General features: G+C 71.9%; 19 protein-coding genes. 13 read left to right on the top strand and 6 right to left on the bottom strand.

Annotated elements, in window-relative coordinates:
- The first annotated feature begins 206 nt into the window (after positions 1–206).
- The 3 genes from BLV76_RS14950 to ppdK all read left to right on the top strand — a co-directional run bounded on the left by BLV76_RS14950 (position 207) and on the right by ppdK (position 5,021).
- Positions 207–1,145 (top strand): hypothetical protein, encoded by a 939-nt coding sequence (locus tag BLV76_RS14950; RefSeq protein WP_090969835.1) that lies wholly within the window; start codon positions 207–209, stop codon positions 1,143–1,145.
- A 163-nt stretch (positions 1,146–1,308) separates the two neighbouring features.
- Entirely contained in the window at positions 1,309–2,334 is a 1,026-nt protein-coding gene (locus BLV76_RS22195) for an NUDIX hydrolase (protein ID WP_139306587.1), read from the top strand.
- A 14-nt stretch (positions 2,335–2,348) separates the two neighbouring features.
- Positions 2,349–5,021, top strand: coding sequence for a pyruvate, phosphate dikinase (gene ppdK / locus BLV76_RS14940; RefSeq protein WP_090969834.1), 2,673 nt, complete (start codon positions 2,349–2,351; stop codon positions 5,019–5,021).
- 19 nt (positions 5,022–5,040) lie between these two features.
- Here ppdK and BLV76_RS14935 read toward each other — a convergent pair whose 3' ends face one another.
- Positions 5,041–5,982: a co-chaperone YbbN gene (locus BLV76_RS14935; protein ID WP_090969833.1), complete on the bottom strand. Its 942-nt coding sequence runs from the start codon at positions 5,980–5,982 to the stop codon at positions 5,041–5,043.
- Positions 5,983–6,040: 58 nt separating this feature from the next.
- Between BLV76_RS14935 and BLV76_RS14930 the strand changes: the two genes are divergently transcribed.
- The gene (locus tag BLV76_RS14930; RefSeq protein ID WP_090969832.1) at positions 6,041–6,628 is read left to right on the top strand and encodes a GtrA family protein; all 588 of its coding nucleotides are present in this window, start codon (positions 6,041–6,043) and stop codon (positions 6,626–6,628) included.
- 102 nt (positions 6,629–6,730) lie between these two features.
- The gene (locus BLV76_RS14925) at positions 6,731–7,465 is read left to right on the top strand and encodes an SDR family oxidoreductase (RefSeq protein ID WP_090969831.1); all 735 of its coding nucleotides are present in this window, start codon (positions 6,731–6,733) and stop codon (positions 7,463–7,465) included.
- A gap of 13 nt (positions 7,466–7,478) precedes the next feature.
- Here BLV76_RS14925 and BLV76_RS14920 read toward each other — a convergent pair whose 3' ends face one another.
- Positions 7,479–10,061, bottom strand: a complete 2,583-nt coding sequence (locus BLV76_RS14920) for an MMPL family transporter (RefSeq protein ID WP_090969830.1) — start codon at positions 10,059–10,061, stop codon at positions 7,479–7,481.
- A 1-nt stretch (position 10,062) separates the two neighbouring features.
- Positions 10,063–10,716 (bottom strand): TetR/AcrR family transcriptional regulator, encoded by a 654-nt coding sequence (locus tag BLV76_RS14915; protein ID WP_090969829.1) that lies wholly within the window; start codon positions 10,714–10,716, stop codon positions 10,063–10,065.
- Between the two features lie 218 nt (positions 10,717–10,934).
- On the opposite strand from BLV76_RS14915, the gene BLV76_RS14910 reads away from it, so the two are divergent.
- The 3 genes from BLV76_RS14910 to BLV76_RS14900 all read left to right on the top strand — a co-directional run bounded on the left by BLV76_RS14910 (position 10,935) and on the right by BLV76_RS14900 (position 12,732).
- Positions 10,935–11,525, top strand: coding sequence for a hypothetical protein (locus BLV76_RS14910; RefSeq protein ID WP_139306586.1), 591 nt, complete (start codon positions 10,935–10,937; stop codon positions 11,523–11,525).
- 152 nt (positions 11,526–11,677) lie between these two features.
- Positions 11,678–12,034, top strand: coding sequence for a roadblock/LC7 domain-containing protein (locus BLV76_RS14905; protein WP_090969827.1), 357 nt, complete (start codon positions 11,678–11,680; stop codon positions 12,032–12,034).
- Positions 12,035–12,036: 2 nt separating this feature from the next.
- Positions 12,037–12,732: a roadblock/LC7 domain-containing protein gene (locus BLV76_RS14900; RefSeq protein WP_090969826.1), complete on the top strand. Its 696-nt coding sequence runs from the start codon at positions 12,037–12,039 to the stop codon at positions 12,730–12,732.
- Here BLV76_RS14900 and meaB read toward each other — a convergent pair.
- Together meaB and BLV76_RS14890 are read right to left on the bottom strand one after the other, a co-directional pair.
- On the bottom strand, positions 12,715–13,671 hold the full coding sequence (gene meaB / locus BLV76_RS14895; RefSeq protein WP_090969825.1) for a methylmalonyl Co-A mutase-associated GTPase MeaB: 957 nt from the start codon (positions 13,669–13,671) through the stop codon (positions 12,715–12,717). The two genes, BLV76_RS14900 and meaB, sit on opposite strands and share 18 nt — an antisense overlap.
- Positions 13,668–14,849 carry an acetyl-CoA C-acetyltransferase gene (locus tag BLV76_RS14890; protein ID WP_090969824.1) on the bottom strand — a complete coding sequence of 394 codons (1,182 nt, stop codon included), beginning with the start codon at positions 14,847–14,849 and terminating at the stop codon, positions 13,668–13,670. Before BLV76_RS14890 ends, meaB begins: the two co-directional genes overlap by 4 nt.
- A 283-nt stretch (positions 14,850–15,132) precedes the next feature.
- Between BLV76_RS14890 and BLV76_RS14885 the strand changes: the two genes are divergently transcribed.
- From BLV76_RS14885 to BLV76_RS14865, 5 genes are all read left to right on the top strand, one after another.
- Positions 15,133–15,888: a LamG domain-containing protein gene (locus BLV76_RS14885; protein ID WP_139306585.1), complete on the top strand. Its 756-nt coding sequence runs from the start codon at positions 15,133–15,135 to the stop codon at positions 15,886–15,888.
- Positions 15,889–15,977: 89 nt separating this feature from the next.
- Positions 15,978–16,451 (top strand): methylmalonyl-CoA epimerase, encoded by a 474-nt coding sequence (mce, locus tag BLV76_RS14880; protein WP_090972782.1) that lies wholly within the window; start codon positions 15,978–15,980, stop codon positions 16,449–16,451.
- Positions 16,452–16,549: 98 nt separating this feature from the next.
- Positions 16,550–17,890, top strand: a complete 1,341-nt coding sequence (gene ccrA / locus BLV76_RS14875; RefSeq protein ID WP_090969822.1) for a crotonyl-CoA carboxylase/reductase — start codon at positions 16,550–16,552, stop codon at positions 17,888–17,890.
- A 138-nt stretch (positions 17,891–18,028) separates the two neighbouring features.
- Positions 18,029–19,363, top strand: a complete 1,335-nt coding sequence (locus tag BLV76_RS14870; protein ID WP_090969821.1) for a coiled-coil domain-containing protein — start codon at positions 18,029–18,031, stop codon at positions 19,361–19,363.
- A gap of 236 nt (positions 19,364–19,599) precedes the next feature.
- Positions 19,600–20,652: an AI-2E family transporter gene (locus BLV76_RS14865; RefSeq protein ID WP_175539690.1), complete on the top strand. Its 1,053-nt coding sequence runs from the start codon at positions 19,600–19,602 to the stop codon at positions 20,650–20,652.
- Here the strand turns inward: BLV76_RS14865 and BLV76_RS14860 are convergent.
- On the bottom strand, positions 20,630–21,628 hold the full coding sequence (locus BLV76_RS14860; protein WP_245734692.1) for an EamA family transporter: 999 nt from the start codon (positions 21,626–21,628) through the stop codon (positions 20,630–20,632). The two genes, BLV76_RS14865 and BLV76_RS14860, sit on opposite strands and share 23 nt — an antisense overlap.
- Positions 21,629–21,664 lie beyond the last annotated feature (36 nt).

The following is a 21,664-nucleotide window of genomic DNA, read 5'->3' as shown; positions in this document are numbered from 1 at the left end:
GTTGCTTCACCATGGGATGTCGCCCGATGTGCACTTCCCTCATGCAGTTGTATGAGGGAAGTGCTGCAGTTCCCGACATCCCATGGTGAAGCATCGCCGGCAGTGACCGGGCCGGAAACCGTCCACAGGCCGCGCGAAACGACCACCGTCCACAGCCTCTGGGTACGCCGCTGGCGACCCACCGAGCGGCTGCTGACGATCGCTCCATGCATCCGTTGCGCGCCATCTGCCTCGAGCTCGGCTTCTTCACCCGGTCCCACGCACGCGAGGCCGGACTCGACGAGCGGGCGATCGACGCCGAGGCCAGGTCGAGGCGGTGGTTGCGGATCCGCCGTGGCTACTACACGTTCCCCGACCTCTGGGCTGCCGCCTCCGAGGAGGAGCGTCACCGGATGCGCTGCCGTGCGGTCCTGCACTCGCTGGGCGAGGCCGTCGCGCTGAGCCACACCTCGGGGTGCGTCGCCGCAGGGCTGGACGTCTGGGGGCTCCCGCTGAACCGGGTACACGTGACGCGCCTCGACGGTGGTGCGGGACGCATCGAAGGAGACGTGGTCCACCACGAGGGCTTCGTCGCTGACGGCGAGGTGGACGTGATCGACGGCATGCGCGTCCTGTTGCCGGCGCGGTGCGCCCTCGAGGCCGGCTCGCTCGGCACACCCGAGAGTGCGCTCGTGGTGCTCAACTCCGCACGCTTCACGAGCCGGGCGACCTCAGGTGAGATCGAGGACCGGTTCGACCTGATGGCGCACTGTCCGCACGTGCGGCGTCTCCACGTTCCCGTGCGCATGTGCACCGACAAGGCGGAGTCCGTCGGGGAGTCGCGCGGCCTCTGGCTGTTCTGGTCCGAGCACCTCCCGGCTCCGACGCTCCAGCACGAGGTCCGCGCCGGCGGCACGCTGATCGGCCGGACCGACTGGGCGTGGCCCCGGCACCGCGGTCTCGGCGAGTTCGACGGCAAGGTCAAGTACGGCCGGTTGCTCAAGGACGGCCAGGACCCTGGAGACGTGGTCTTCGAGGAGAAGAAGCGGGAGGACGCACTCCGGGAGGCGGCGGACGCGTGGATGATCCGGCTGATCTGGTCGGACCTCGAGCAGCCGTCGGCCACGGCCGCCCGGCTGCGCCGGCTGATCGCGCGGGCGAGCTGACGTCGTCCGGCGTACGGCCGGGCCTGTTGCTTCACCATGGGATGTCGATCAATGTGCACTTCCCTCACGCACGTGCATGAGGGAAGTGCTGCAGTTCCCGACATCCCATGGTGAAGCAACAAGGAGGAGACTGGCCGCAGGGACCGCTCGCTAGGGTGGCGGAGTGCCCGACGACCAGCCGACCCTGACCGACGGCACGATCTCGCTCCGCCCGTGGCGGGACGACGACGTCGAGCCGGCCGTCGCCGGTCACGACGACGAGATCGCCCTCTGGTTCGGCTGGGACCCGGCGGACGTGACCACCGCCGGACACCGTCGCGCCGTCGCCGACTGGCGCGAGGACTGGGCGGCGGGCAAGCGGCGGGTGTCGTTCGTGATCGAGCGCGACGGGGAGATCGCCGGGAGCGTCGAGCTCACGCGGCGCCAGCCGTGGCTGGGCGACCTGAGCTGGGTGCTGTACGCCGGCCACCGCGGACGCGGGTCGGCCGCGCGCGCCGTGCGCCTGCTGGTCGACTGGGCCTTCACCGGCGAGGACCGGGGCGGGCTGGGTGTCCAGCGGGTCGAGGCGCGTATCGACCCCCGCAACCACGCGAGCCGTCGCGTGGCCACCCGCACCGGGCTGATGCTCGAGGGCACCCAGCGCGTGGTGCCCGGCACCGCCGACCGCGCCGATGCGGACGCGATGCTGGTCTTCGCTCGGCTGGTGACCGATCCGCCGCTCAGCGACCCGACGAGCTTCCGGTCCCTCCTCAACTCGTTCCTGCCCCGCAAGCGGGCGATCTCGCAGATGCTCGTGCGCGACCCCGAGGGCCGCGTGCTGCTGTGCCAGCTGACGTACAAGAAGGACTGGGACCTGCCCGGCGGGGTGGTCGAGGTCGGCGAGTCGCCGAAGCTCGCCGTCGAGCGCGAGGTCGAGGAGGAGCTCGGCCTGACGATCGCCGCGGGCGGGCTGGTGCTCACCGACTGGCTCCCGCCGTGGGGTGGCTGGGACGACGCCGTGTGCCTGGTCTTCGACGGCGGCACCCTCGACCCGTCCGTGCTCGCGACCGTCGTCAAGCAGGAGCGCGAGATCCGCGACGTGCGCTTCTGCACGCTCGAGGAGGTCGACGAGCTGGCGGCCGACTTCACCGCCCGGAGGGTCCGCGCGGCGGTCGGCGGAGCTCAGCCGTATACGGAGTCCGGCCGCTGAGGCAGGATGCCCCCATGACCTGGGTCTACGACTTCGCAGAGGGCAACAAGGACCAGAAGGACCTGTTGGGGGGCAAGGGCGCCAACCTGGCCGAGATGACCAACCTCGGCCTCCCGGTGCCACCGGGGTTCACGATCTCCACCGAGACGTGCCGCGCCTACCTGGCGGAGGGCGGGATGCCCGACGGTCTCGCTGAGGAGGTCACCGAGCACCTCGCCTCGCTGGAGGAGGCGATGGGCAAGAAGCTCGGCGACGCCGACGACCCGCTGCTGGTCTCGGTGCGCTCGGGTGCGAAGTTCTCGATGCCCGGGATGATGGAGACCGTCCTCAACGTCGGCCTCAACGACACCTCCGTCGGCGGCCTGGCCGCGCGCAGCGAGTCCGAGCGGTTCGCCCTGGACTCCTACCGCCGGCTGCTCCAGATGTTCGGCGGCACGGTGCTCCACGTCGAGTCCGAGCTGTTCTCCGACGCGCTCGACGCGGTGAAGAAGGCCAAGGGCACCGAGTCCGACCTCGACCTCGACGCCGAGGACCTCAAGGGCGTCGTCGAGACGTTCAAGGCCATCATCAAGGAGCACACCGGCCGCGACTTCCCGCAGGACCCGCGCGAGCAGATGGACCTGGCGATCCGCGCGGTCTTCGACTCGTGGAACACCGACCGCGCCCGGCTCTACCGCCGCCAGGAGCGCATCCCGGAGGACCTCGGCACCGCGGTCAACGTGCAGGCGATGGTCTTCGGCAACTTCGGCATGGACTCCGGGTCCGGTGTCGCGTTCACCCGCGACCCGGCGAGCGGCGCGCAGGGCGAGTACGGCGACTACCTGCAGAACGCGCAGGGCGAGGACGTCGTCGCGGGCATCCGCAACACCGTGAGCCTCGCCGACATGGCCGAGATCGACGCGCAGTCCCACGACGACCTGATGGACATCATGAACCGCCTCGAGCGGCACTACCGCGACATGTGCGACATCGAGTTCACCGTGGAGCGCGGCAAGCTCTGGATGCTCCAGACCCGCGTCGGCAAGCGCACCCCCGAGGCAGCGTTCCGGATCGCGGTCCACATGGTCGACGAGGGCCTGATCCAGATGGACGAGGCCGTCCTGCGCGTGACCGGCGAGCAGCTCGCGCTACTGATGTTCCCGCGCTTCGACGAGGACGCCGAGCGCACGCTGCTCGCCAAGGGGATGAACGCCTCCCCCGGCGCCGCGGTCGGCAAGGCCGTCTTCGACTCCGACACCGCGGTCGAGTGGGCGGCCCGGGGCGAGGACGTCATCCTCGTCCGCAAGGAGACCAACCCCGACGACCTGCGCGGCATGGTCGCCGCCCGCGGCATCCTCACCAGTCGCGGCGGCAAGACCTCCCACGCGGCGGTCGTGGCCCGCGGGATGGGGCGTACGTGCGTGTGCGGGGCGGAGTCGCTGGACGTCGACACCAAGGGCAAGCAGTTCGTCGTCCGCGACGGCGAGACCATCAGCGAGGGCGACGTGATCTCGATCGACGGCAGCACCGGCGAGGTGTTCGCCGGCGCCGTCCCGGTCGCGGACTCCGTCGTCGTGCGCCACTTCGAGGGCGAGCGGCTCGACGACGACCTCGCCCTGGCGGTCGCCCGGATCATGGCCCACGCCGACGGCGCCCGGCGCCTGCGCGTGCGCACCAACGCCGACACGCCCGAGGACGCCGCCCGCGCCCGCCGGTTCGGCGCGCAGGGCATCGGCCTGTGCCGCACCGAGCACATGTTCCTCGGCGAGCGCCGCGAGCTCGTCGAGAAGCTCATCGTGGCCGAGGACGAGGACGGCGTGGAGGCCGCGCTCGCCGCGCTGCTGCCGCTGCAGAAGCAGGACTTCACCGAGATCCTCGAGGCGATGGACGGCCTGCCCGTCACCATCCGGCTCCTCGACCCGCCGCTGCACGAGTTCCTGCCCGACCTCACCGACCTCTCCGTCGAGGTCGCGCTGGCCGAGGAGCGCGGCGAGGACAGCGAGCACGCCCAGCACCAGAAGGCGCTGCTCAGCCACGTCCGCCGGCTCCACGAGACCAACCCGATGCTCGGCCTGCGCGGCGTGCGCCTCGGGATCCAGATCCCCGGACTGTTCCGCATGCAGGGTCGCGCGATCGCCGAGGCCGCCGCTGACCGGATGGCCGTCCACGGTGCCCCGCGTCCCGAGATCATGGTCCCGCTGGTCGCCAGCGTCCGCGAGCTCGAGATCGTCCGGGCCGTCCTGGAGCAGCAGATCGCCGAGGTCGAGGAGGAGCGCGGGATCAAGCTCGAGATCGCGATCGGCACCATGATCGAGCTCCCCCGCGCGGCGTTCCTCGCCGACCGGATCGCTCGCGACGCCGACTTCTTCTCCTTCGGCACCAACGACCTCACCCAGATGGGCTGGGGCTTCTCCCGCGACGACGTCGAGTCGGCGTTCTTCTCGCGCTACTTCGAGCACGGGATCTTCGACGTGTCCCCGTTCGAGTCGCTCGACCAGCGCGGCGTCGGCGGCATGGTCGAGATGGGCACCGCCAAGGGCCGCGAGACCAAGCCCGACCTCAAGGTCGGCGTGTGCGGCGAGCACGGCGGCGACCCGAGGTCGGTCCACTTCTTCGACGACATCGGGCTCAACTACGTCTCGTGCTCGCCCTTCCGCGTGCCGGTCGCCCGGCTCGAGGCCGGCCGCTCGGTGCTCGGGAAGCGCTAGCTCCCGAGCACGTCACGGCTCAGAACAGCGCCGAGGCCAGGTTGCGACGACCCGCGAGCACGCGCGGGTCGTCGTTGCCGACCGCGGCGAAGAGGGCCAGCAGGTGGTCGCGTGCCTTCTCGCGGTCCTTGTCGGCCGTGCGCGCGACCAGGTTGACCAGGCGGGTGAAGGCGTCCTCGACGTGCCCGCCGAGCATGTCGAGGTCGGCGACCATGGTCTGGGCGTCGATGTCGTCGGGGTGGTCGGCCGCCGCCGCACGCGCAGCAGCGAGGTCGACACCCTGCGTGCGCTGCATGACCTTGGCGATGGCGAGGCCGCCCGCGGCCTCGACGTCGGCCGGGTTCGAGTCGACGAGCTTCTGGTACTCCGCGACGGCGCCGTCGATGTCGCCCGCGGCCAGCGCGTCCTGGGCCGGGGCGTAGCGCGGGTCGACGACCTCCTCCTCGCCCTCGGCCGCCGGGGCCGCGTGGGAGCGGGGCTGGTGCCGACCGGTGACGCCGCCCGCGGTGAGCTGCTGAGCGACCTGGGTGAGGGCGGTGCGCAGCTCGTCGATCGGCAGCGCGTCCTGCAGCAGCGGCGTGGGACGGCCGTCGACGACCGCGACGACGAGCGGGATCGAGGGGATCTGCATCGCCTGGGCGATCTGCGGCACGGCGTCGATGTCGACGAGGCCGAGCAGGTAGCGGCCGTCGTGCTCGCCCACCACGGTGACGAGGTCGTCGGCGAGCTGGCCGCTCTCCGGCATCCGCGACCGCGAGTAGAACGCGAGCAGCACCGGGGCGGTCATCGACTGCTCCAGCAGGCCCTGGAAGTTCTGCTCGTCCACCACGACGCTGTACGACGACCCGCCACCGGCCGGAGCAGGGGACGGGGCGCCGGCGGGAGCACCCGCCTGTGGGGCGGGCTTGCCGAGCCCGGAGAGGTCGATGGCACCTGGGCGGCTGAACGGCTGCTGCGTCATGGCTCAATCCTAGGGAGAACCGCCGCGCGCGCGAGCCCGGGTCGGTAGCCTCGTCGACATGCCATCTCGGGGAAGCGCGCTCCTCGCCCGCCACCGGCGCAACCTGACGCTGCTGATCCGCTTCGGCGTGGTGGGTGTCTCGGGGGTCGTGGTCAACATGATCACGCTGATCCTGCTGCGCAAGCTCGGCCCGCACTTCGACGACGCGGTCGTCGGGCTCGGCACCTCCGACTTCAACCTGCGCTGGTACCACGTCTACTCGACCATCGCGTTCCTCGTCGCCAACCTGTCGAACTTCCAGCTCAACCGCACCTGGACCTTCCAGAGCAGCCGCGCGTCCGCCTGGTGGAAGGAGTACTGGCCGTTCCTCGTGGTCGGCCTGGGCGGGCAGGCGATCGGCCTGGCGATGCTCACGCTGCTCATGCACCCGCACTCGCCGGTGAGCCTGCCGACGAGCGTGTTCGACGACTCCTCGGGCCTGCGCAACCGCCTCTACTGGTCCCAGCTGATCGTGATCGGGCTCATCACGCCGCTCTCGTTCGTGCTCAACAAGCTCTGGACCTTCGCCGCCGTCCGGACCGGCCGACCCGGCCTCGCGGACCCGCTCCGCGAGGAGGAGGTGCTGGCCGAGGAGGAGGTCGTCTGAGCCGTCGACTTGTGTCCGAACTGAGCACGGCCGGGCCTGTCAACGTTCCCCTACCGCGTGGTAGAAAGTTCGCTGAGCCAGAGCGGGAGGGGACGTCTCAGCATGACGACTTCGGGGTCGTACGACTTCACCGGCTACCAGGTCCTGGTGATCGGCGGGACGCGCGGTGAGGGCCACTCGATCGCCTCGTCCTTCGCCGCCTCCGGCGCCTCGGTGACGGTGACCGGCACGATGATGCTGCGCTCCCTCTACGACATCGACCTCTCGGCCTTCGACTACGAGTCGGTCAACCTCGCCCGCCAGGAGTCGATGGACCACCTCGTGGGGATGGTCGACCAGATCGACGTGCTCGTCCTCGCGGCCGGCTGCACCCTCCCCTACGGCATCTCCGACGACGAGCGCGCCTTCCTCTCCGGTGCGGCTCGCTCGGGACTGCTCGGGCCGACGTTCCTCACCACGCGACTGCGGCTCAAGCTCGGCCAGAGCCCGGCGCTCGGGGGTGGCTGCGTGGTCAACACCGGGTCCGTACGACGCTGGTTCGAGCTCTCCTCGACCCCCGAGGCGGCGCACGCCGAGCTCGTCGACTCCACCATCCGGGCCGGTGACAACTGGGCGGGGCTGGGCGTGCGGGTCAACTCCGTCGCTCCCCCGCGGCGCCCGCCGGTCCCCCGACAGTACGGCCGCTCCACCGCTCCCACCGGCGGCAGCCGGGCCGCGGGTGGGACCCTGGTCCGGACCGCCCAGCAGCGCACCACCGACGCGGTCACCGACGCCGTCCTCTTCCTCGCCAGCAGCTCCGCCTCGCGGATCACCGGCCAGACGCTGCGCCTGAGCTGACCCGGGTCCGACCTCAGCCGACGGGCTCCAGCTCGCGCTCGGTGTCCTCGGCTGCCGCCTGCGCGGCCTCGACCCGCTCGCGCTCCAGGCGCTGCGCGAGCGCCGCACCCTCGACGTCGAGGTTGGGCAGCAGGCGGTCGAGCCAGCGCGGCAGCCACCACGCCTTGTCGCCGAGCATCGAGAGCACGGCCGGCGTGAACGTCATCCGGACCAGGAACGCGTCGAGCAGCACGCCCACCGCGAGCCCGAAGCCGATCGATCGGGCCATCGTCATCTCCGCCCAGATGAAGCCGGAGAAGACCGACACCATGATCAGCGCGGCGGCCGCGACGACGCGGGCGCCCGAGGCGAAGCCGACCCGCACCGCCGTACGGGCGTCCCTGCCGTGGACGTGCGCCTCGTGCATCCCCGAGACCAGGAACATCTGGTAGTCCATCGCGAGCCCGAACAGGATGCCGATCAGCAGGGTCGGCATGAAGCTGAAGACGGCGGACGGGTCGTGGACGTCGAAGAGCGAGCCCAGCCAGCCCCACTGGTAGACCGCGACGATCGCGCCGAAGCTGGCGGCGACCGACAGCAGGAACCCCGCCGTGGCGACGAGCGGCACGAGGATCGAGCGGAAGACGATCGTCAGCAGCACCAGGGACAGGCCGATGACCATCGTGAGGTAGAGCGGCAGCGCCGAGGCGAGCCGCTCCGAGACCTCGATGTTGGCGACCGTCGCACCTGTGAGGCCGAGCTGCACGTCGTCGCCGAGGAGCTGCTCACCGGTCGGGTTGGCGTCCCCGACGACGTCCTCCAGCCCGAGCCACGACGAGGTCTGGTGGACGGGCTCGTCACCGGCGGCGAGGCGGCGCAGGCCCTGGACCAGCTCGACCGTCGACTCCGCCGACGGCCCGTCGACCGGCACGACCTGGAAGGCGATCGTCCGGCGGTCGTCGCTGGTGCCGATGGGCAGCACCGACACGCGGTCGTCGACGGCGAGCACGGCCTTGGCCACCTTCGCCTCCTCGGCCACGACGTCGGCCTCGGCGACCGGTGCGTCGTAGTCCGCGGCGAGCAGGAGCGGGCCGTTGGCACCGGCGCCGAAGTGGTCGGCGACGCGCTCGTAGGCCCGGTAGGCGGTGGAGTCCTGCGGCTCCGACGAGCCGTCGGGCAGGCCGAGGCGCATGGACAGCGCCGGCACGGCGAGCACCAGCATCACGAGCGCGACCAGCGCGGTCGCGGCCCGGGGGCGGCGGGTGACGAGGCCGACCCAGCGCTGCGGCCAGCCGTCGCGGGAGCGGCCGGTCCGCGTCGTACGACGTCGGCGCGGGATCGCCCGGCGGCCCGCCAGGCTGAGCAGGGCGGGGGTCAGCGTGAGCGCAACGAGCACCGTCACGGCCACCGTGAAGGCCGCCAGCATGCCCATCTGGAGGAGCGTCGGGATGCCCGACACGGCGAGGGCGGCGAGGGCGATCACGACGGTGGTGCCGGCCACGACGACGGCCGAGCCGGCGGTGCCGGTGGCCAGCGCGATGCTCGCCCGGATCCCGGCCCTGTCGGGCGGGGTGCCCGACTCCTCGACCAGGTCGGCGAGCTGGTGGCGGTGCCGGTTGACGATGAACAGCGCGTAGTCGATGCCGACCGCGAGCCCGAGCATCATCCCGAGCACCGGCGCCATCGACTGCAGCGAGATCCAGTGCGTGGCCGCGATCCCCAGGGTGAGGCTCACGCCCACTCCGACCAGGGCGATCAGCAGCGGGAGCCCGGCCAGCACGAGCGAGCCGAGCATCACCAGCAGGACGACGCCGGCCACGGCGACGCCGATCACCTCGCCCGGTCCGCCGACCTCGCGGCTGGCCGTCATCTCCTGGCCGTAGTCGGCCTGGATCCCCGCGTCGGCGAGGGCGGCACCGGTCTCGGGGACGCGCTCGAGCACGGCCGGGTCGAGCTGCTGGGTCTGGGCGTCGAAGCGGACCTGGACGAGCGCGGTCGTGCCGTCCTTGCTCACGAACGAGACGCCGGCGCCGGCATCGCTGAGCGCCTTGCCGGCGTGGTAGGTCGTCCAGCCGCTGTCGAGCTCCTGCTCCGCGTCCGCGAGCCGGTCCTTGCCGTCGGCGAGCTGCTGCTCGAGGGAGGGCGTGGCCTGGTCCGGGTGGTCGGCGAGCCAGTTCTGCAGGCCGATCAGCTGCGCGCGCCCCTCGTCGTGCTGCTTCTGGCCCTTCGTCAGCTTCGCCAGGCCCTGCGCGAGCTGGTCGCCGGAGGAGTCGAGCTGGTCCTGCAGCTCGAACGGGTCGAGCACGGCCGTCACGTGCGGCAGTGCCTCCCAGTCGGCCATGGTCGCGCGGAGCGCCCTGCGCTGGTCGGCCGTGAACCCGTCGGCGCTGTGCACGACGACGGTGCCGGTGCCGCCCGCGACCTGCGGGATCTCCTGGCCGAGCTCGTCGAGGACCCGGCCGAACTCGCTGTGCGGGATCTCGAACTCGTTGCTCAGGGGCCGGGACAGCGTGGCCATCCCGCCCGCGGCAGCGGCCAGCAGGAAGACCCAGGCGAGGAGGACGGCGAAGGGACGCCGGGCGGAGAGGGCGCCGAGGCGGTGGAGCAGCGAAGCCATGTCAGGAATCCCTGCGAGAAGCGGGCGTGGACGGGGTGGAGGTGGGACGGGCGGCGGCCTCGTCGAAGCCGGCGAAGAGGTGCTCGAACCCCTGGCGGGTCCAGGCCCGGTGCAGCTCCGCAGCGCGTACGTCGTCGTCGCCGGCCGCCTCGACGGCGAGCCGGGTGACCGAGCAGAGGACGCCGAACGCGGCCGCGGCCAGGCTGGTCGCGTAGATCGGGTCGATGTCGGGGCCCAGTCGTCGGCGCAGCCCCTCCTCGAGGGCCTGGCGCTGGCGGTCGTCGAACTCGAGGACGAGGCGGCGGGCAGCGGTGGAGTGGACCGCGGCCCGCTCCAGCACCCGCGCCTGCGCGAAGGCCGGGGAGTCGATGAGTCCCTCGAGCACCGTGAGCGCGGACACCCGCAGCGACTCGCCCTCGGGCCGGGCCGCGATCGCGTCGAGCGTCTCGGTGGTGACCGCCTCGATGGTGGCGGTGAGGACGTCCTCGACGCGAGGGAAGTAGTTGAACAGGGTGCGCCGCGAGACGCCGGCCGCGTCGGCGATCCGCTCGGCGGTGAGGGCGTCGATGCCCTCGGTCGCGAGGATCTCGATGGCGGCCTGGGAGAGGGCCTCCCGGGTCTGGCTCTTGCGCTGCTCACGGCTGTTCTCGACCATGTTTTGCACTGTAGTGCAACTTTGCACTCGCGTGCAAACGGGGCGCTGTCCCGGTCGGGGCTAGTCCTTCTGGGGGGTTCTGGTCCAGACCGCGTGGGAATCGGGCCGTAACCGCTGGCTTCCGTCTACGTTGCTCCTACGTACGGCAACAGGACCTCCACAAACAGCACGCGCGCCGCCTCGGGCTCCGTCGCTTCCACGCGGAAGGAAGCACACTCGTGACGACAGAACGGATCTCCCACCGATGGGCGGCCACGCCCTCCTGGTCGGGCCGCGCGTCCGACTTCCGTCGCGCACAGGTTCGCAGCCGCGGACCCCAGGCCGTGCCGACGTCGCCCACCGGCCCGGTCGAGTCCGAGCGTCGCGTCGTCGGGGCGCCCGCCTTCGACGGCCAGGTCGGCGAGCTGTGGCAGACGCTGGTCGGCGTGCTGGGCACCCTGCCCTCCCGCTCGTCGGCGATGATCTGCACCGCCGACGGCTTCCCCGTCGTCAGCCACGGCTACGACCGGCACGACCTCGTCCCGGCTGCCCGGCTGACCGTCCAGAAGTTCGCCGAGCCACGGCCCGAGCACGCGGCGTACGACCCGCGCCACGCCGCCTTCGCCGCGCACCCCGACTCGTCCGTGGACACGGTCGAGCTCACCTGCGGCCTGACCCAGACGGTCATCGCCTCCATCCCGGTCGAGCGCGAGCACTACCTTCTCTCGATCACCGCGGACTCCGTCAGCATGTCGGTACTGGAGGCCTGGACGCGGGAGACCGCCGACCAGTTCCGCGTCCTCCTGCTGCCCGCTCCGGCCGCCGTCTGAACCGACGGACAAATCTCCTCCGGGAAATCCGAAAAGATCCACGGGACATCCACAAATTGGTTACGTTCCGGTGACACGAGGCCCTGGCCACGTCGTGCATTACCACCCCTGGAACAGCCCCGGACCACCCTGGAACCCGTGAGGAGACACCCGTGTCGGACACCTACGACAACGTCCTGGAGCAGATCGCCGACGGCGTCAGCGGCTTCATCGGAGCCTCGATCGTCGACCTCGAGAGCGGCATGCCGCTGGCCACGAAGGCCACCCGCGACTTCGACCTCGACGTCGCCAGCGCCTACAACAGCGAGCTGGTCAAGGCCAAGCTCAACACCATGCGCCTGCTGAACCTCACCGGGCTCGAGGACATGCTCCTCACCCTCGAGTCGCAGCTCCACCTCATCAAGCTGGTCGGCACGGACTCGTTCATCTACGTCGCCGCGGACCGGCAGCAGACCAACCTGGCGCTGCTGCGGAGCGCCGTCAACCGCGCCGCCGCCGGCCTGGCCTGACCATGTCGGCCGAACGGGTCACCCCGCCCCGCTGGCGACGCCGCCGCACCGAGGAGGTCGAGGGCACCGTCCTCGTCGCCGTGCCCGACCTGGACGTGATCGACCCCGTCGAGGCACCTGTCGCACCACCTGTCCCCCGCCACCGTCCACCGCTCACGAACCGCGTCCCCATCTCCGGCGGTTCGTGGGCGGGACGGGCCTCGGACCATCGTCGCGACCAGGTCCGCTCGCGCGGACCTGAGCCCGTGGCCACCGGACCCACCGGCCCCGTCGACTCGGCGCGCGGCACCCGGCCCGCCGCCCCGGAGACGATCGACGTCGAGGACGTCTGGACCCCCGTCGTCGACCTGCTCGGTCGCGACCTCGGCCAGGTCTCGGTGGTGCTGAGCACCGTCGAGGGCGACCCGCTGGCCACCCACGGCGTCGACGACGTCGCCGCCACCGCCCGACTGCTCGCTCCGCTCGTCGCCGCCGGCCACGCACTCGGGCAGGCGGGCCGCGAGGCAGGCCGGGGCTTCGACACGATCCAGCTGTCCGCGGGCACCTCGCACACAGTCGTCGCCGCGGTGCAGGTGGACGGGCACGGCCTCCACGCCCTGTGCGTCACGGCCGACGGCGTCGGCCTGGGCGTGCTCCTCGTCCGGACCCGGCAGGCGGCCGACGAGCTGCGCGGGATCCTCTCAGCGGCCGTCCAGTAGGACGTCCGCCGCACCGTAGGGATCGAGCTCGCCGGCCGCGACCCGGCCGGCGAGCCGGTCCAGCCCCACCTGGTCGTCGGCGTCCCACCGCTCCCGCAGGGCGGCCAGGGCGATCGCCTCGACCTCGCGCCTGGCCCGGGCCGTACGCCGCCGGGCGAGCTCGCCCGAGTCCGCCAGCCAGCCGGCGTGACGATCGACCTCGGCCAGCAGCTCCTCGATCCCGTCGCCCGTGCTCGCCACGGTCGGGAGCACCGGCGCCCGCCACGACCCCTCCGACCGCTCCCCCATGGACAGCATCGTCCGCAGCTCGCGACGGGTGCGCTCCGCACCCTCGCGGTCGGCCTTGTTGACGGCGTACACGTCACCGATCTCCAGGATTCCGGCCTTCGCCGCCTGGATGCCGTCGCCCATCCCGGGCGCGACCAGGACGAGCGTGGTGTCGGCGAGCCCGGCGACCTCGACCTCGCTCTGGCCGACGCCGACGGTCTCCACCACGACGACGTCGCAGCCGGCCGCATCGAGCACGCGCACGGCCTGCGGCGTCGACCAGGCCAGCCCGCCGAGGTGCCCGCGGGCGCCCATCGAGCGGATGTAGACGTCACGGTCGAGGGCGTGGTCGCCCATCCGCACGCGGTCGCCGAGGAGCGCGCCGCCGCTGAAGGGCGACGACGGGTCGATCGCCAGGACGCCGACGCGCTTGCCGGCGCGGCGCATCGCGGCGACGAGCGCGTTGGTCGAGGTGGACTTGCCCACTCCCGGCGCCCCGGTGATGCCGAGCACGTGCGCGTGGCCGGCGTACGGACGCAGTGCCGTCATCACCTCGCGCAGCAGCGGTGAGGCGTCCTCGACGAGCGTGATCAGGCGCGCGACCGCGGCCGGCTCCCCCTCGCGTGCGCGTGCGACGAGGTCGGGGACGACAGCGGCGCCGCGCCGGGTCACGCCGGGACGCGGATGATCAGCGCGTCGCCCTGACCGCCACCGCCGCACAGGGCGGCAGCACCGACGCCGCCCCCGCGACGCTTGAGCTCGTGGGCGAGCGTCAGCACGATGCGGGCGCCGGACATCCCGACCGGGTGGCCGAGCGCGATCGCACCACCGTTGACGTTGACCTGGTCCTCGGACGCGCCGAGCTGGCGGGCCGACTCGATGCCCACGGCCGCGAAGGCCTCGTTGAGCTCGAACAGGTCGATGTCGGAGACGGCGATGCCCTCCTTGGCCGCGGCCTTCTCGATGGCGCGGGCGGGCTGGAGCTGCAGCGTGGAGTCGGGGCCGGCGACCTGCCCGTGCGCGCCGATCTCGGCGATCCAGGTGAGGCCGAGCTCCTCGGCCTTCGCCTTGCTCATCACCACGACCGCGCAGGCGCCGTCGGAGATCTGCGAGGCGGAACCGGCGGTGATCGTCCCGTCCTTGGCGACCGGGCGCAGGCCGGCGAGGGTCTCGACGGTGGTGTCGCCGCGCACGCCCTCGTCCTCCGACACCACGACGTCGCCCTTGCGCGTCGAGATGGTCACGGGGACGACCTCGTCGTCGAAGAGGCCGTTCTTCCAGGCCAGCGCCGCGCGCTGGTGGGAGCTGGCGGCGAAGGCGTCCTGCTCCTCGCGGGTGAGGTGGGCACCGGCGGCGTTGCACCCGTCGGTCAGGTTGATCATGGCCTGCTTCGTGGCCTGGTCGTAGAGGGCGTCGTAGGCCATCGAGTCGACCAGCGCGGTGTCGCCGTACTTGAAGCCCTCGCGGGACTTCGGCAGCAGGTGGGGCGCCTGGGTCATCGACTCCATGCCGCCGGCGACGACGATGTCGTGCTCGCCCGCGCGGATCAGCTGGTCGGCCATCGCGATGGCGTTGATGCCGGAGAGGCAGACCTTGTTGATCGTGATGGACGGCATGCTCATCGGGAGGCCGGCCGCGATGCCGGCCGAGCGGGCCGGGTTCTGGCCGGCGCCGGCCAGGATGACCTGGCCCATGATCAGGTAGTCGACCTGGTCGGGCGCCACGCCCGCCTTCTCCAGGGCACCCTTGATGGCGACGCCGCCGAGGTCGGCGGCGGAGAGGTCCTTGAGGCCACCGAGCAGGCGTCCGATCGGGGTGCGGGCACCTGCGACGATCACGGAACTGGTCATGGGGTCTCCTCGAGGTCGTGCGGGGCGAGCGGGCGGGTCCGGCATGTGCTGCCGGTTCGGACGATACCCACCCGCGTGGCTTCTCCGGCAGGGTGAATGAGCGTTCACCTGTGAGGCACACGTCACACCCCGGCCAGTCGCCGCCACCTCGGCCCGTTCCCCAAATTGTGGGAGGTCGCCCGCGCCCGCCTCCGGTCGTACGCCCGTCGCTGGTGTCGTTGCCCCGACCACCGAGCCGGTGGGGATCTCGGGCTCCACCCACGACCCACTGGGAGTGCCGACCATGCACCGCGCCCGCCGCGTCCTCACCTCCGTCCTCGCCCTGACCTCGACCGCCGTCCTCGGCCTGGTGCTCGCCGCGCCGCCCGCCAGCGCCCGGGCCGACAGCCTCGCCGGCCTCTGGCTGATGGACGAGGGAGCCGGACAGGTCGCCTACGACCTCTCCCTCAACGGCAACCGTGGCTACCTCGGGTCCAGCACCGCGGCCGAGGCGACGGACCCGTCGTGGGTGCAGCTCCCGCGGCTCCTCTTCTTCAAGCGCGCAGCGCTCCGCTTCTCCGGCTCGCAGCGGGTCACCGTGCCCGACGCGCCGTCGCTGGAGCCGAGCGGCGTCACCCTCGCGGTCCGGGTGCGCAGCGACCAGGGCGGCTACTTCCGCTACATCGCCGCGAAGGGCTCGCTCGCCTGCGAGACCGCGTCCTACGGCCTCTACACCGGAGCCCAGGGCGGAGCCCGCTTCTACGTCTCCGACGGCAGCAGCTTCACCCTGTCCAACGACGCCGGTCCGCAGCTGTGGGACGGCCAGTGGCACACGGTCGTGGGGACCTACGACGGCACGTCCGTGCGGCTCTGGGTCGACGGCCGCCAGGTCGGCACGCCCGTCGCGTCGTCGATCTCGATCAGCTACGACCTGCCCGACAGCCAGGACCTGCTGCTCGGCGACTACGCCGGCTCGTGCGGCAGCCCGCTCGGCTTCATCGGCGACATGGACGCGGCAGCCGTGATCGGGCGCTACCAGGCCTCGCCGAACCTGCTCTGAGGATCCGCGCACCGGGAGGTGTGGCGGTCGCCGAGTGGCGACGGTCACACCTCCTCGCGCGTCGGGCCACCGGCGTGCAGCATGTGCCCATGACGCCCCCCGAGCTCCCCGCCGACGTCCAGCACCTCTTCACCGCGATCGACCACGTCGGCATCGCGGTGCCCGACCTCGACGAGGCGATGGCGTTCTACCGCGACACCTACGGCATGCAGGTCCTGCACGAGGAGGTCAACGAGGACCAGGGCGTGAGGGAGGCGATGGTCGGCGTCGGCGCCGACTCGTCGAACCCCAGCGGCTCCTGCATCCAGCTGCTCGCCCCGCTCACGCCCGAGTCGACGATCGCGAAGTTCCTCGACCGCAACGGCCAGGGCATCCAGCAGCTCGCCTTCCGCGTCGACGACGTCGAGCACGTGGCGGGCGTGCTGCGCGAGCGCGGCCTGCGCCTGCTCTACGACGCCCCGAGGCGCGGCACGTCCGACAGCCGCGTGAACTTCATCCACCCCAAGGACGCCGGCGGCGTCCTCGTCGAGCTCGTCGAGCCCGCTGCTGCAGGAGCCCACTGACCGACCGGCCGAGCGACGTATCTCACACCTCGCCCCACATGAGGTTACCCATCGGTACGTTGACCCGCATCGTGACACCGTCGCCCTAGGAGAGATCCGTGCAGAACATCCTCGACGCCATCCAGTCCGGCACCGCCACCTCTGAGGACTTCGCGAGCCTCGAGCTCCCCGAGTCCTACCGCGCCGCCTTCGTGAAGAAGGACGAGGTCGACATGTTCGAGGGCGTGCCGTCGAAGGAGAAGGACCCGCGGAAGTCCCTCCACGTGGACGAGGTGCCGCTCCCCGAGCTCGGTCCGGGCGAGGCGTTCGTGGCCGTGATGGCCAGCGCGATCAACTACAACACCGTGTGGACGTCGATCTTCGAGCCGGTCTCCACCTTCGGGTTCCTCGAGCGCTACGGCCGCAACAGCGAGCTCACCCGGCGCCACGACCTGCCCTACCACGTGGTCGGCTCCGACCTGTCCGGCGTCGTGCTCAAGACCGGCCCCGGCGTCACTCGCTGGAAGCCGGGAGACCGCGTCGTAGCGCACTGCCTCTCCGTGGAGCTCGAGGGGCCCGACGGCCACAACGACACGATGCTCGACACCGAGCAGCGGATCTGGGGCTTCGAGACCAACTTCGGCGGCCTGGCCGACGTCGCGATGGTCAAGGCCAACCAGCTGATGCCGAAGCCCGAGCACCTCACGTGGGAGGAGGCCGCCTCACCCGGCCTCGTCAACTGCACGGCGTACCGCCAGCTGGTCTCCACCAACGGCGGCAACATGAAGCAGGGCGACAACGTCCTCATCTGGGGCGCCTCGGGTGGCCTCGGCGGCTTCGCCACGCAGTACGCCCTCAACGGCGGCGCCACGCCGGTGTGCGTGGTCTCCAACGAGGAGAAGGCGAAGATCGCCCGCAGCATGGGTGCGGAGCTGATCATCAACCGCTCCGAGGAGGGCTACAGGTTCTGGAACGACGAGAACACCCAGCAGGACCCGAAGGAGTGGAAGCGCTTCGGCGCCCGCATCCGCGAGCTCACCGGCGGCGAGGACATCGACATCGTCTTCGAGCACCCCGGCCGCGAGACCTTCGGCGCCTCGGTGTTCGTCACCCGCAAGGGCGGCACCATCACCACCTGCGCGTCGACGTCGGGCTTCATGCACGAGTACGACAACCGCTACCTGTGGATGAACCTCAAGAAGATCATCTCCAGCCACTTCGCCAACTACCGCGAGTCGTGGGAGGCCAACCGGCTCATCGCCAAGGGCAGGATCCACCCCACCCTGTCGCGGACCTACGCCCTCGACGAGGTCGGCCAGGCCTCGCTCGACGTCCACCAGAACGCCCACCAGGGCAAGGTCGGCGTGCTCTGCCTCGCCCCGGAGGAGGGCCTCGGCGTCCTCGACCACGAGATGCGCAGCGAGCACGAGACGGCCATCAACCGCTTCCGCGGGGTCTGAGCGGCCCGCTCGAGGCGCAGCAGACATTCATCACACCCCGGTTCGCGGACTGCCCCGCGAGCCGGGGTGTGATGTTGGTGGGGCATCGGCCAGACTGAGGGGGACGCAGTCCGCACGACCTGAGAGAGGGTGCCCCGCATGAGCTCCGACAAGGGCCTGTCCATCTTCGACGAGCCGGAGTCCGGTGACGACGCAGGCGAGGAGACCCAGGTGCTCCCGGTGATGCCGAAGGACGCCCCGAGCGCCGACGCCACGCCGGACCCGGAGGCGACGCAGGCCACCGCGGTGACCCCGGCAGCCGAGTCCGCGGCAGCGCCCGAGCCGGCTCCCGCGAAGGCCCCGACTCCGGCCCCGACTCCGGCCCCGACCCGAGCCCCGGCTCAAGCCGCGCCGGTCGCCGCGCCCGAGCAGGCCACCCGGCCGAGCCCGGTCCTGCCGCCCGCGGCCGCTCCGCGTCCCGCCCCGGCGGCCGCGCCCGTCGCGCCCGCGCTCCCGCTGGTGCGCCGTGGCGGCTACGACAAGACGGCGGTCGACCAGCGTCTCGGGCAGCTCCAGGCGGAGAAGTCCGGCCTCGCCGGCAGCCTGGCCAGCAGCGAGGAGCGCGTCATCGAGCTCGAGGCCGAGCTCGAGCGGGTGCGCGCGGAGCTCGCGGAGAACACGAACCCCACCTATGCCGGGCTCGGGGGCCGTGCGACCTCGATGCTCAAGATGGCCGAGGACGAGGCCACCGACGTGCGCAACGCCTCCTACCGCGAGGCCGACGAGATCCGTGCCCGCGCGGACCGCGACGCCACCAGCATCCGCGCGGACGCCTCGCGCGAGGCCGACGACATGAGGCTGGTCCAGCTCAAGGAGCTCGACGAGATGCGCGCGCGCATCCAGGCCGACGCCGAGACCGAGCGCAAGCTCGCCCAGGCCGAGTCCGAGGACCTCCTCGCCTCCGCCCGGCGCGAGGCCGACCAGCTCCGGCTCGCCGCCCAGCAGGAGACCAACGAGCTGCGGGTGACCACGACCCGCGAGGCCGAGCAGGCCCGCGCTGCCGCCGACCGCGAGGTGCAGGAGGCGCGCCGCATCCTCGCCGTCGAGAAGGAGCGCCTCGCCCGCGAGGCGGCCGAGCACCACGCCAGCGCCACCGCGGAGACGGCGCGACTCGTCGCCGAGGCCGAGGAGCGGGCCACCGCCGCCGAGCAGCGCGCCCGCGAGGCGACCAGCCAGGCCACGACGCACCGCCAGCAGGCCCAGGCCGAGGCCGAGGGGCTCCTCTCCCGCGCCCGTCGCGAGGCCGAGCAGGTCGTCGCCTCCGCCCGCACGCAGGCCGACTCGGTGAGCGCCACGCGCGCGGCCGAGGCCCAGCGCGAGCTGTCCAACATCCAGGCCGAGGTCGACCGGATCACCAAGCGCCGCGACGCGATCACCGCCCAGCTCGGCGCCCTCCGCGACGTCGTCGCCGGCTTCGGCGAGGACGAGTCCTGAGCGAGCAGGAGGCCGACGACGAGCGCGAGGACCTCGTCGCGGGCGTCGTCGAGGCGGTCGACGCGGCCGAGCGTGCCGAGTCGGCCGCCGAGCGTGCCGACAACGCCGCCGGCATCGCCCAGGACGCGGCCGAGGAGGCCGGTGAGTCGGCGGAGTCGGCAGCCGCGCTCGCGGAGAAGATCGACAACTCGACCGATCTCGTCGTCAGCCCCGACGCGCCGGCGTACGTCCAGCCGGTGCGCACCGTCCACCACGTCTCGCTGCTGAGGCACTCCCCCTTCAACATCGGCTTCTTCGGTGCGCTCGGCGTGCTGCTCGCGGTCTTCCTGATCGAGCAGCTGTTCAGCATCTCCTCGATCCTGGTGCTGCTCGTGCTGGCGATGTTCCTGGCCATCGGGCTCAACCCGGTCGTGGAGTGGTTCATGCGGCGCGGGGTGCGCCGCGGGCTGTCGGTGCTGATGGTGCTGACCGTCGTGATCGGGGTGCTGGTCCTCTTCATCGGCGCGGTGGCGCCGGTGATCAGCGAGCAGATCGCGCTCATCACGCGCAACGCACCGGGCTGGTTCAGCGACCTCCAGCGCAACACCTACATCCAGCAGCTCGACGAGCGCTTCGACGTCATCGACAAGATGCGGGACTACGTCACCAACTCCGACTTCACCCAGCGCGTCTTCGGTGGAGCGCTGGGCGTCGGGCTCGCCGTCCTCTCGGCCGTCACCAACACCTTCATCGTGCTCGTGCTGATGATCTACTTCCTCGCCTCGCTGCCCAGCATCAAGCACGCGGGCTACAGCCTGGCGCCGGCGTCGCGCCGTCCCCGGGTCAGCGAGCTCGGCGACAAGATCATCCGGAGCACGGGCGCCTACGTCTCGGGCGCCTTCCTCGTCGCGGTGTGCGCCGGGATCAGCACGCTGGTCTTCACGTGGGTCGTGGGCCTCGGCGACTACAGCTTCGCGCTGGCCTTCATCGTCGGCCTGCTGAGCCTGATCCCCGTCCTCGGCGCCGTGGTGAGCGGCGTGATCATGACGCTGCTGGCCCTCACCGTCTCACCGACGGTCGCACTGGTCGCGGCAGTCTACTACATCGCCTACCAGCAGGTGGAGTCCTACCTGATCTCCCCGCGCATCATGAAGCGCGCGGTCGACATCCCCGGCGCGGTCACGGTCATCGCGGCGCTCATCGGCGGCTCGCTGATGGGCATCGTCGGCGCCCTGCTCGCGGTGCCGGTCGCGGCCGCGCTGCTCCTGCTGCACCGCGAGGTGTTCCTCAAGCGGCAGGACGCTCGCTGACCCGAGCGTCGGGAACGGGCTCGACGAGGAGCGGCGCGCGCCCCTCCCCGAGCTTGACCACCACGACGCCGGCGAGCACGAGCAGGCCGCCGGCGAGCTGCACCGGGCGCGGCAGCTCGCCGAGCAGCAGCCACGCCCAGACGACCGCCGCGAGGACCTCGCCGAGGGCCACGAACGACGCGAGCCGGCTGCCGAGGCGACGGCCTGCGGCGATCCCGGTGACGTAGGAGAAGGCGGCCGTGACCAGGCCGAGCGCCACGACGGGGATCCACCACGCGACGGTGCGACCGTCGTAGACCGCGTCGGCGCTCGAGGCGTGGAAGGGCAGGATGCCGCTGGCGCCCGCGGCGAGCAGGATCGCCCCTCCCACCACGAGTCCGCCGGCAGCCAGCGAGATGCCCGGCAGGCCGTTGCCCTCGTCGGCGGAGATGATGAAGTACGTCGTCACGCCGAGCATCGCGGCCAGTGCCCACAGCACGCCGACCGTGCTGAGGTCGGCCCCGGACACCACGTCGAGCACGAGCACGAGGCCGGCCGCGGCGATGGCGCCACCGACGAGCGTCAGGCGCGACGGCCGCTGTCCGTGGCGCAGCCAGAGCCACACCACCACAGCGACCGGGGCGGTGTACTCCAGCAGCAGGGCGACGCTGACCTGCATGTAGGTGACGGCGTAGAAGAAGCACAGCTGGGCGCCTGCCACGGCCCCGATGCCGTAGATGCCGATCAGCCCGGCGTTGGTGCGGAGCAGGTGCCACTGCCCGCGCAGCGCGAGGGCCCCCGGCACGACGAGCACGAGGGCGGCGATGCCGATCCGGAGGGCGACGGTCGCACCGGCGCTCCAGCCGGTGTCGAGCAGGCCGCGCGCGAGCGCGCCGGAGAGGCCGAAGGAGGTCGCGGACGCCACCGCGAGGAGCAGCCCGGCGGCCGTCCTCGACGTGGCGTCATGGGTCGTCGTGTCATGGGTCAAGCGCTTCACGCCCATGACACTAGGGAGCGCCCGTGTAATGTGTCA

Origin of the sequence: Nocardioides exalbidus, assembly GCF_900105585.1 — a bacterium.
Lineage (GTDB): Bacteria > Actinomycetota > Actinomycetes > Propionibacteriales > Nocardioidaceae > Nocardioides > Nocardioides exalbidus.
The sequence above is the reverse complement of the archived record's forward strand: the minus strand, read 5'-3'. Positions and strand labels throughout refer to the sequence as shown.

Coding starts and splice junctions, on each gene's coding strand:
- BLV76_RS14950 (WP_090969835.1), top strand. CDS start 207: ATGCATCCGTTGCGCGCCATCTGCCTCGAGCTCGGCTTCTTCACCCGG.
- ppdK (WP_090969834.1), top strand. CDS start 2,349: ATGACCTGGGTCTACGACTTCGCAGAGGGCAACAAGGACCAGAAGGAC.
- BLV76_RS14935 (WP_090969833.1), bottom strand. CDS start 5,982: ATGACGCAGCAGCCGTTCAGCCGCCCAGGTGCCATCGACCTCTCCGGG.
- BLV76_RS14930 (WP_090969832.1), top strand. CDS start 6,041: ATGCCATCTCGGGGAAGCGCGCTCCTCGCCCGCCACCGGCGCAACCTG.
- BLV76_RS14925 (WP_090969831.1), top strand. CDS start 6,731: ATGACGACTTCGGGGTCGTACGACTTCACCGGCTACCAGGTCCTGGTG.
- BLV76_RS14920 (WP_090969830.1), bottom strand. CDS start 10,061: ATGGCTTCGCTGCTCCACCGCCTCGGCGCCCTCTCCGCCCGGCGTCCC.
- BLV76_RS14915 (WP_090969829.1), bottom strand. CDS start 10,716: ATGGTCGAGAACAGCCGTGAGCAGCGCAAGAGCCAGACCCGGGAGGCC.
- BLV76_RS14900 (WP_090969826.1), top strand. CDS start 12,037: ATGTCGGCCGAACGGGTCACCCCGCCCCGCTGGCGACGCCGCCGCACC.
- BLV76_RS14890 (WP_090969824.1), bottom strand. CDS start 14,849: ATGACCAGTTCCGTGATCGTCGCAGGTGCCCGCACCCCGATCGGACGC.
- BLV76_RS14885 (WP_139306585.1), top strand. CDS start 15,133: ATGCACCGCGCCCGCCGCGTCCTCACCTCCGTCCTCGCCCTGACCTCG.
- mce (WP_090972782.1), top strand. CDS start 15,978: ATGACGCCCCCCGAGCTCCCCGCCGACGTCCAGCACCTCTTCACCGCG.
- BLV76_RS14870 (WP_090969821.1), top strand. CDS start 18,029: ATGAGCTCCGACAAGGGCCTGTCCATCTTCGACGAGCCGGAGTCCGGT.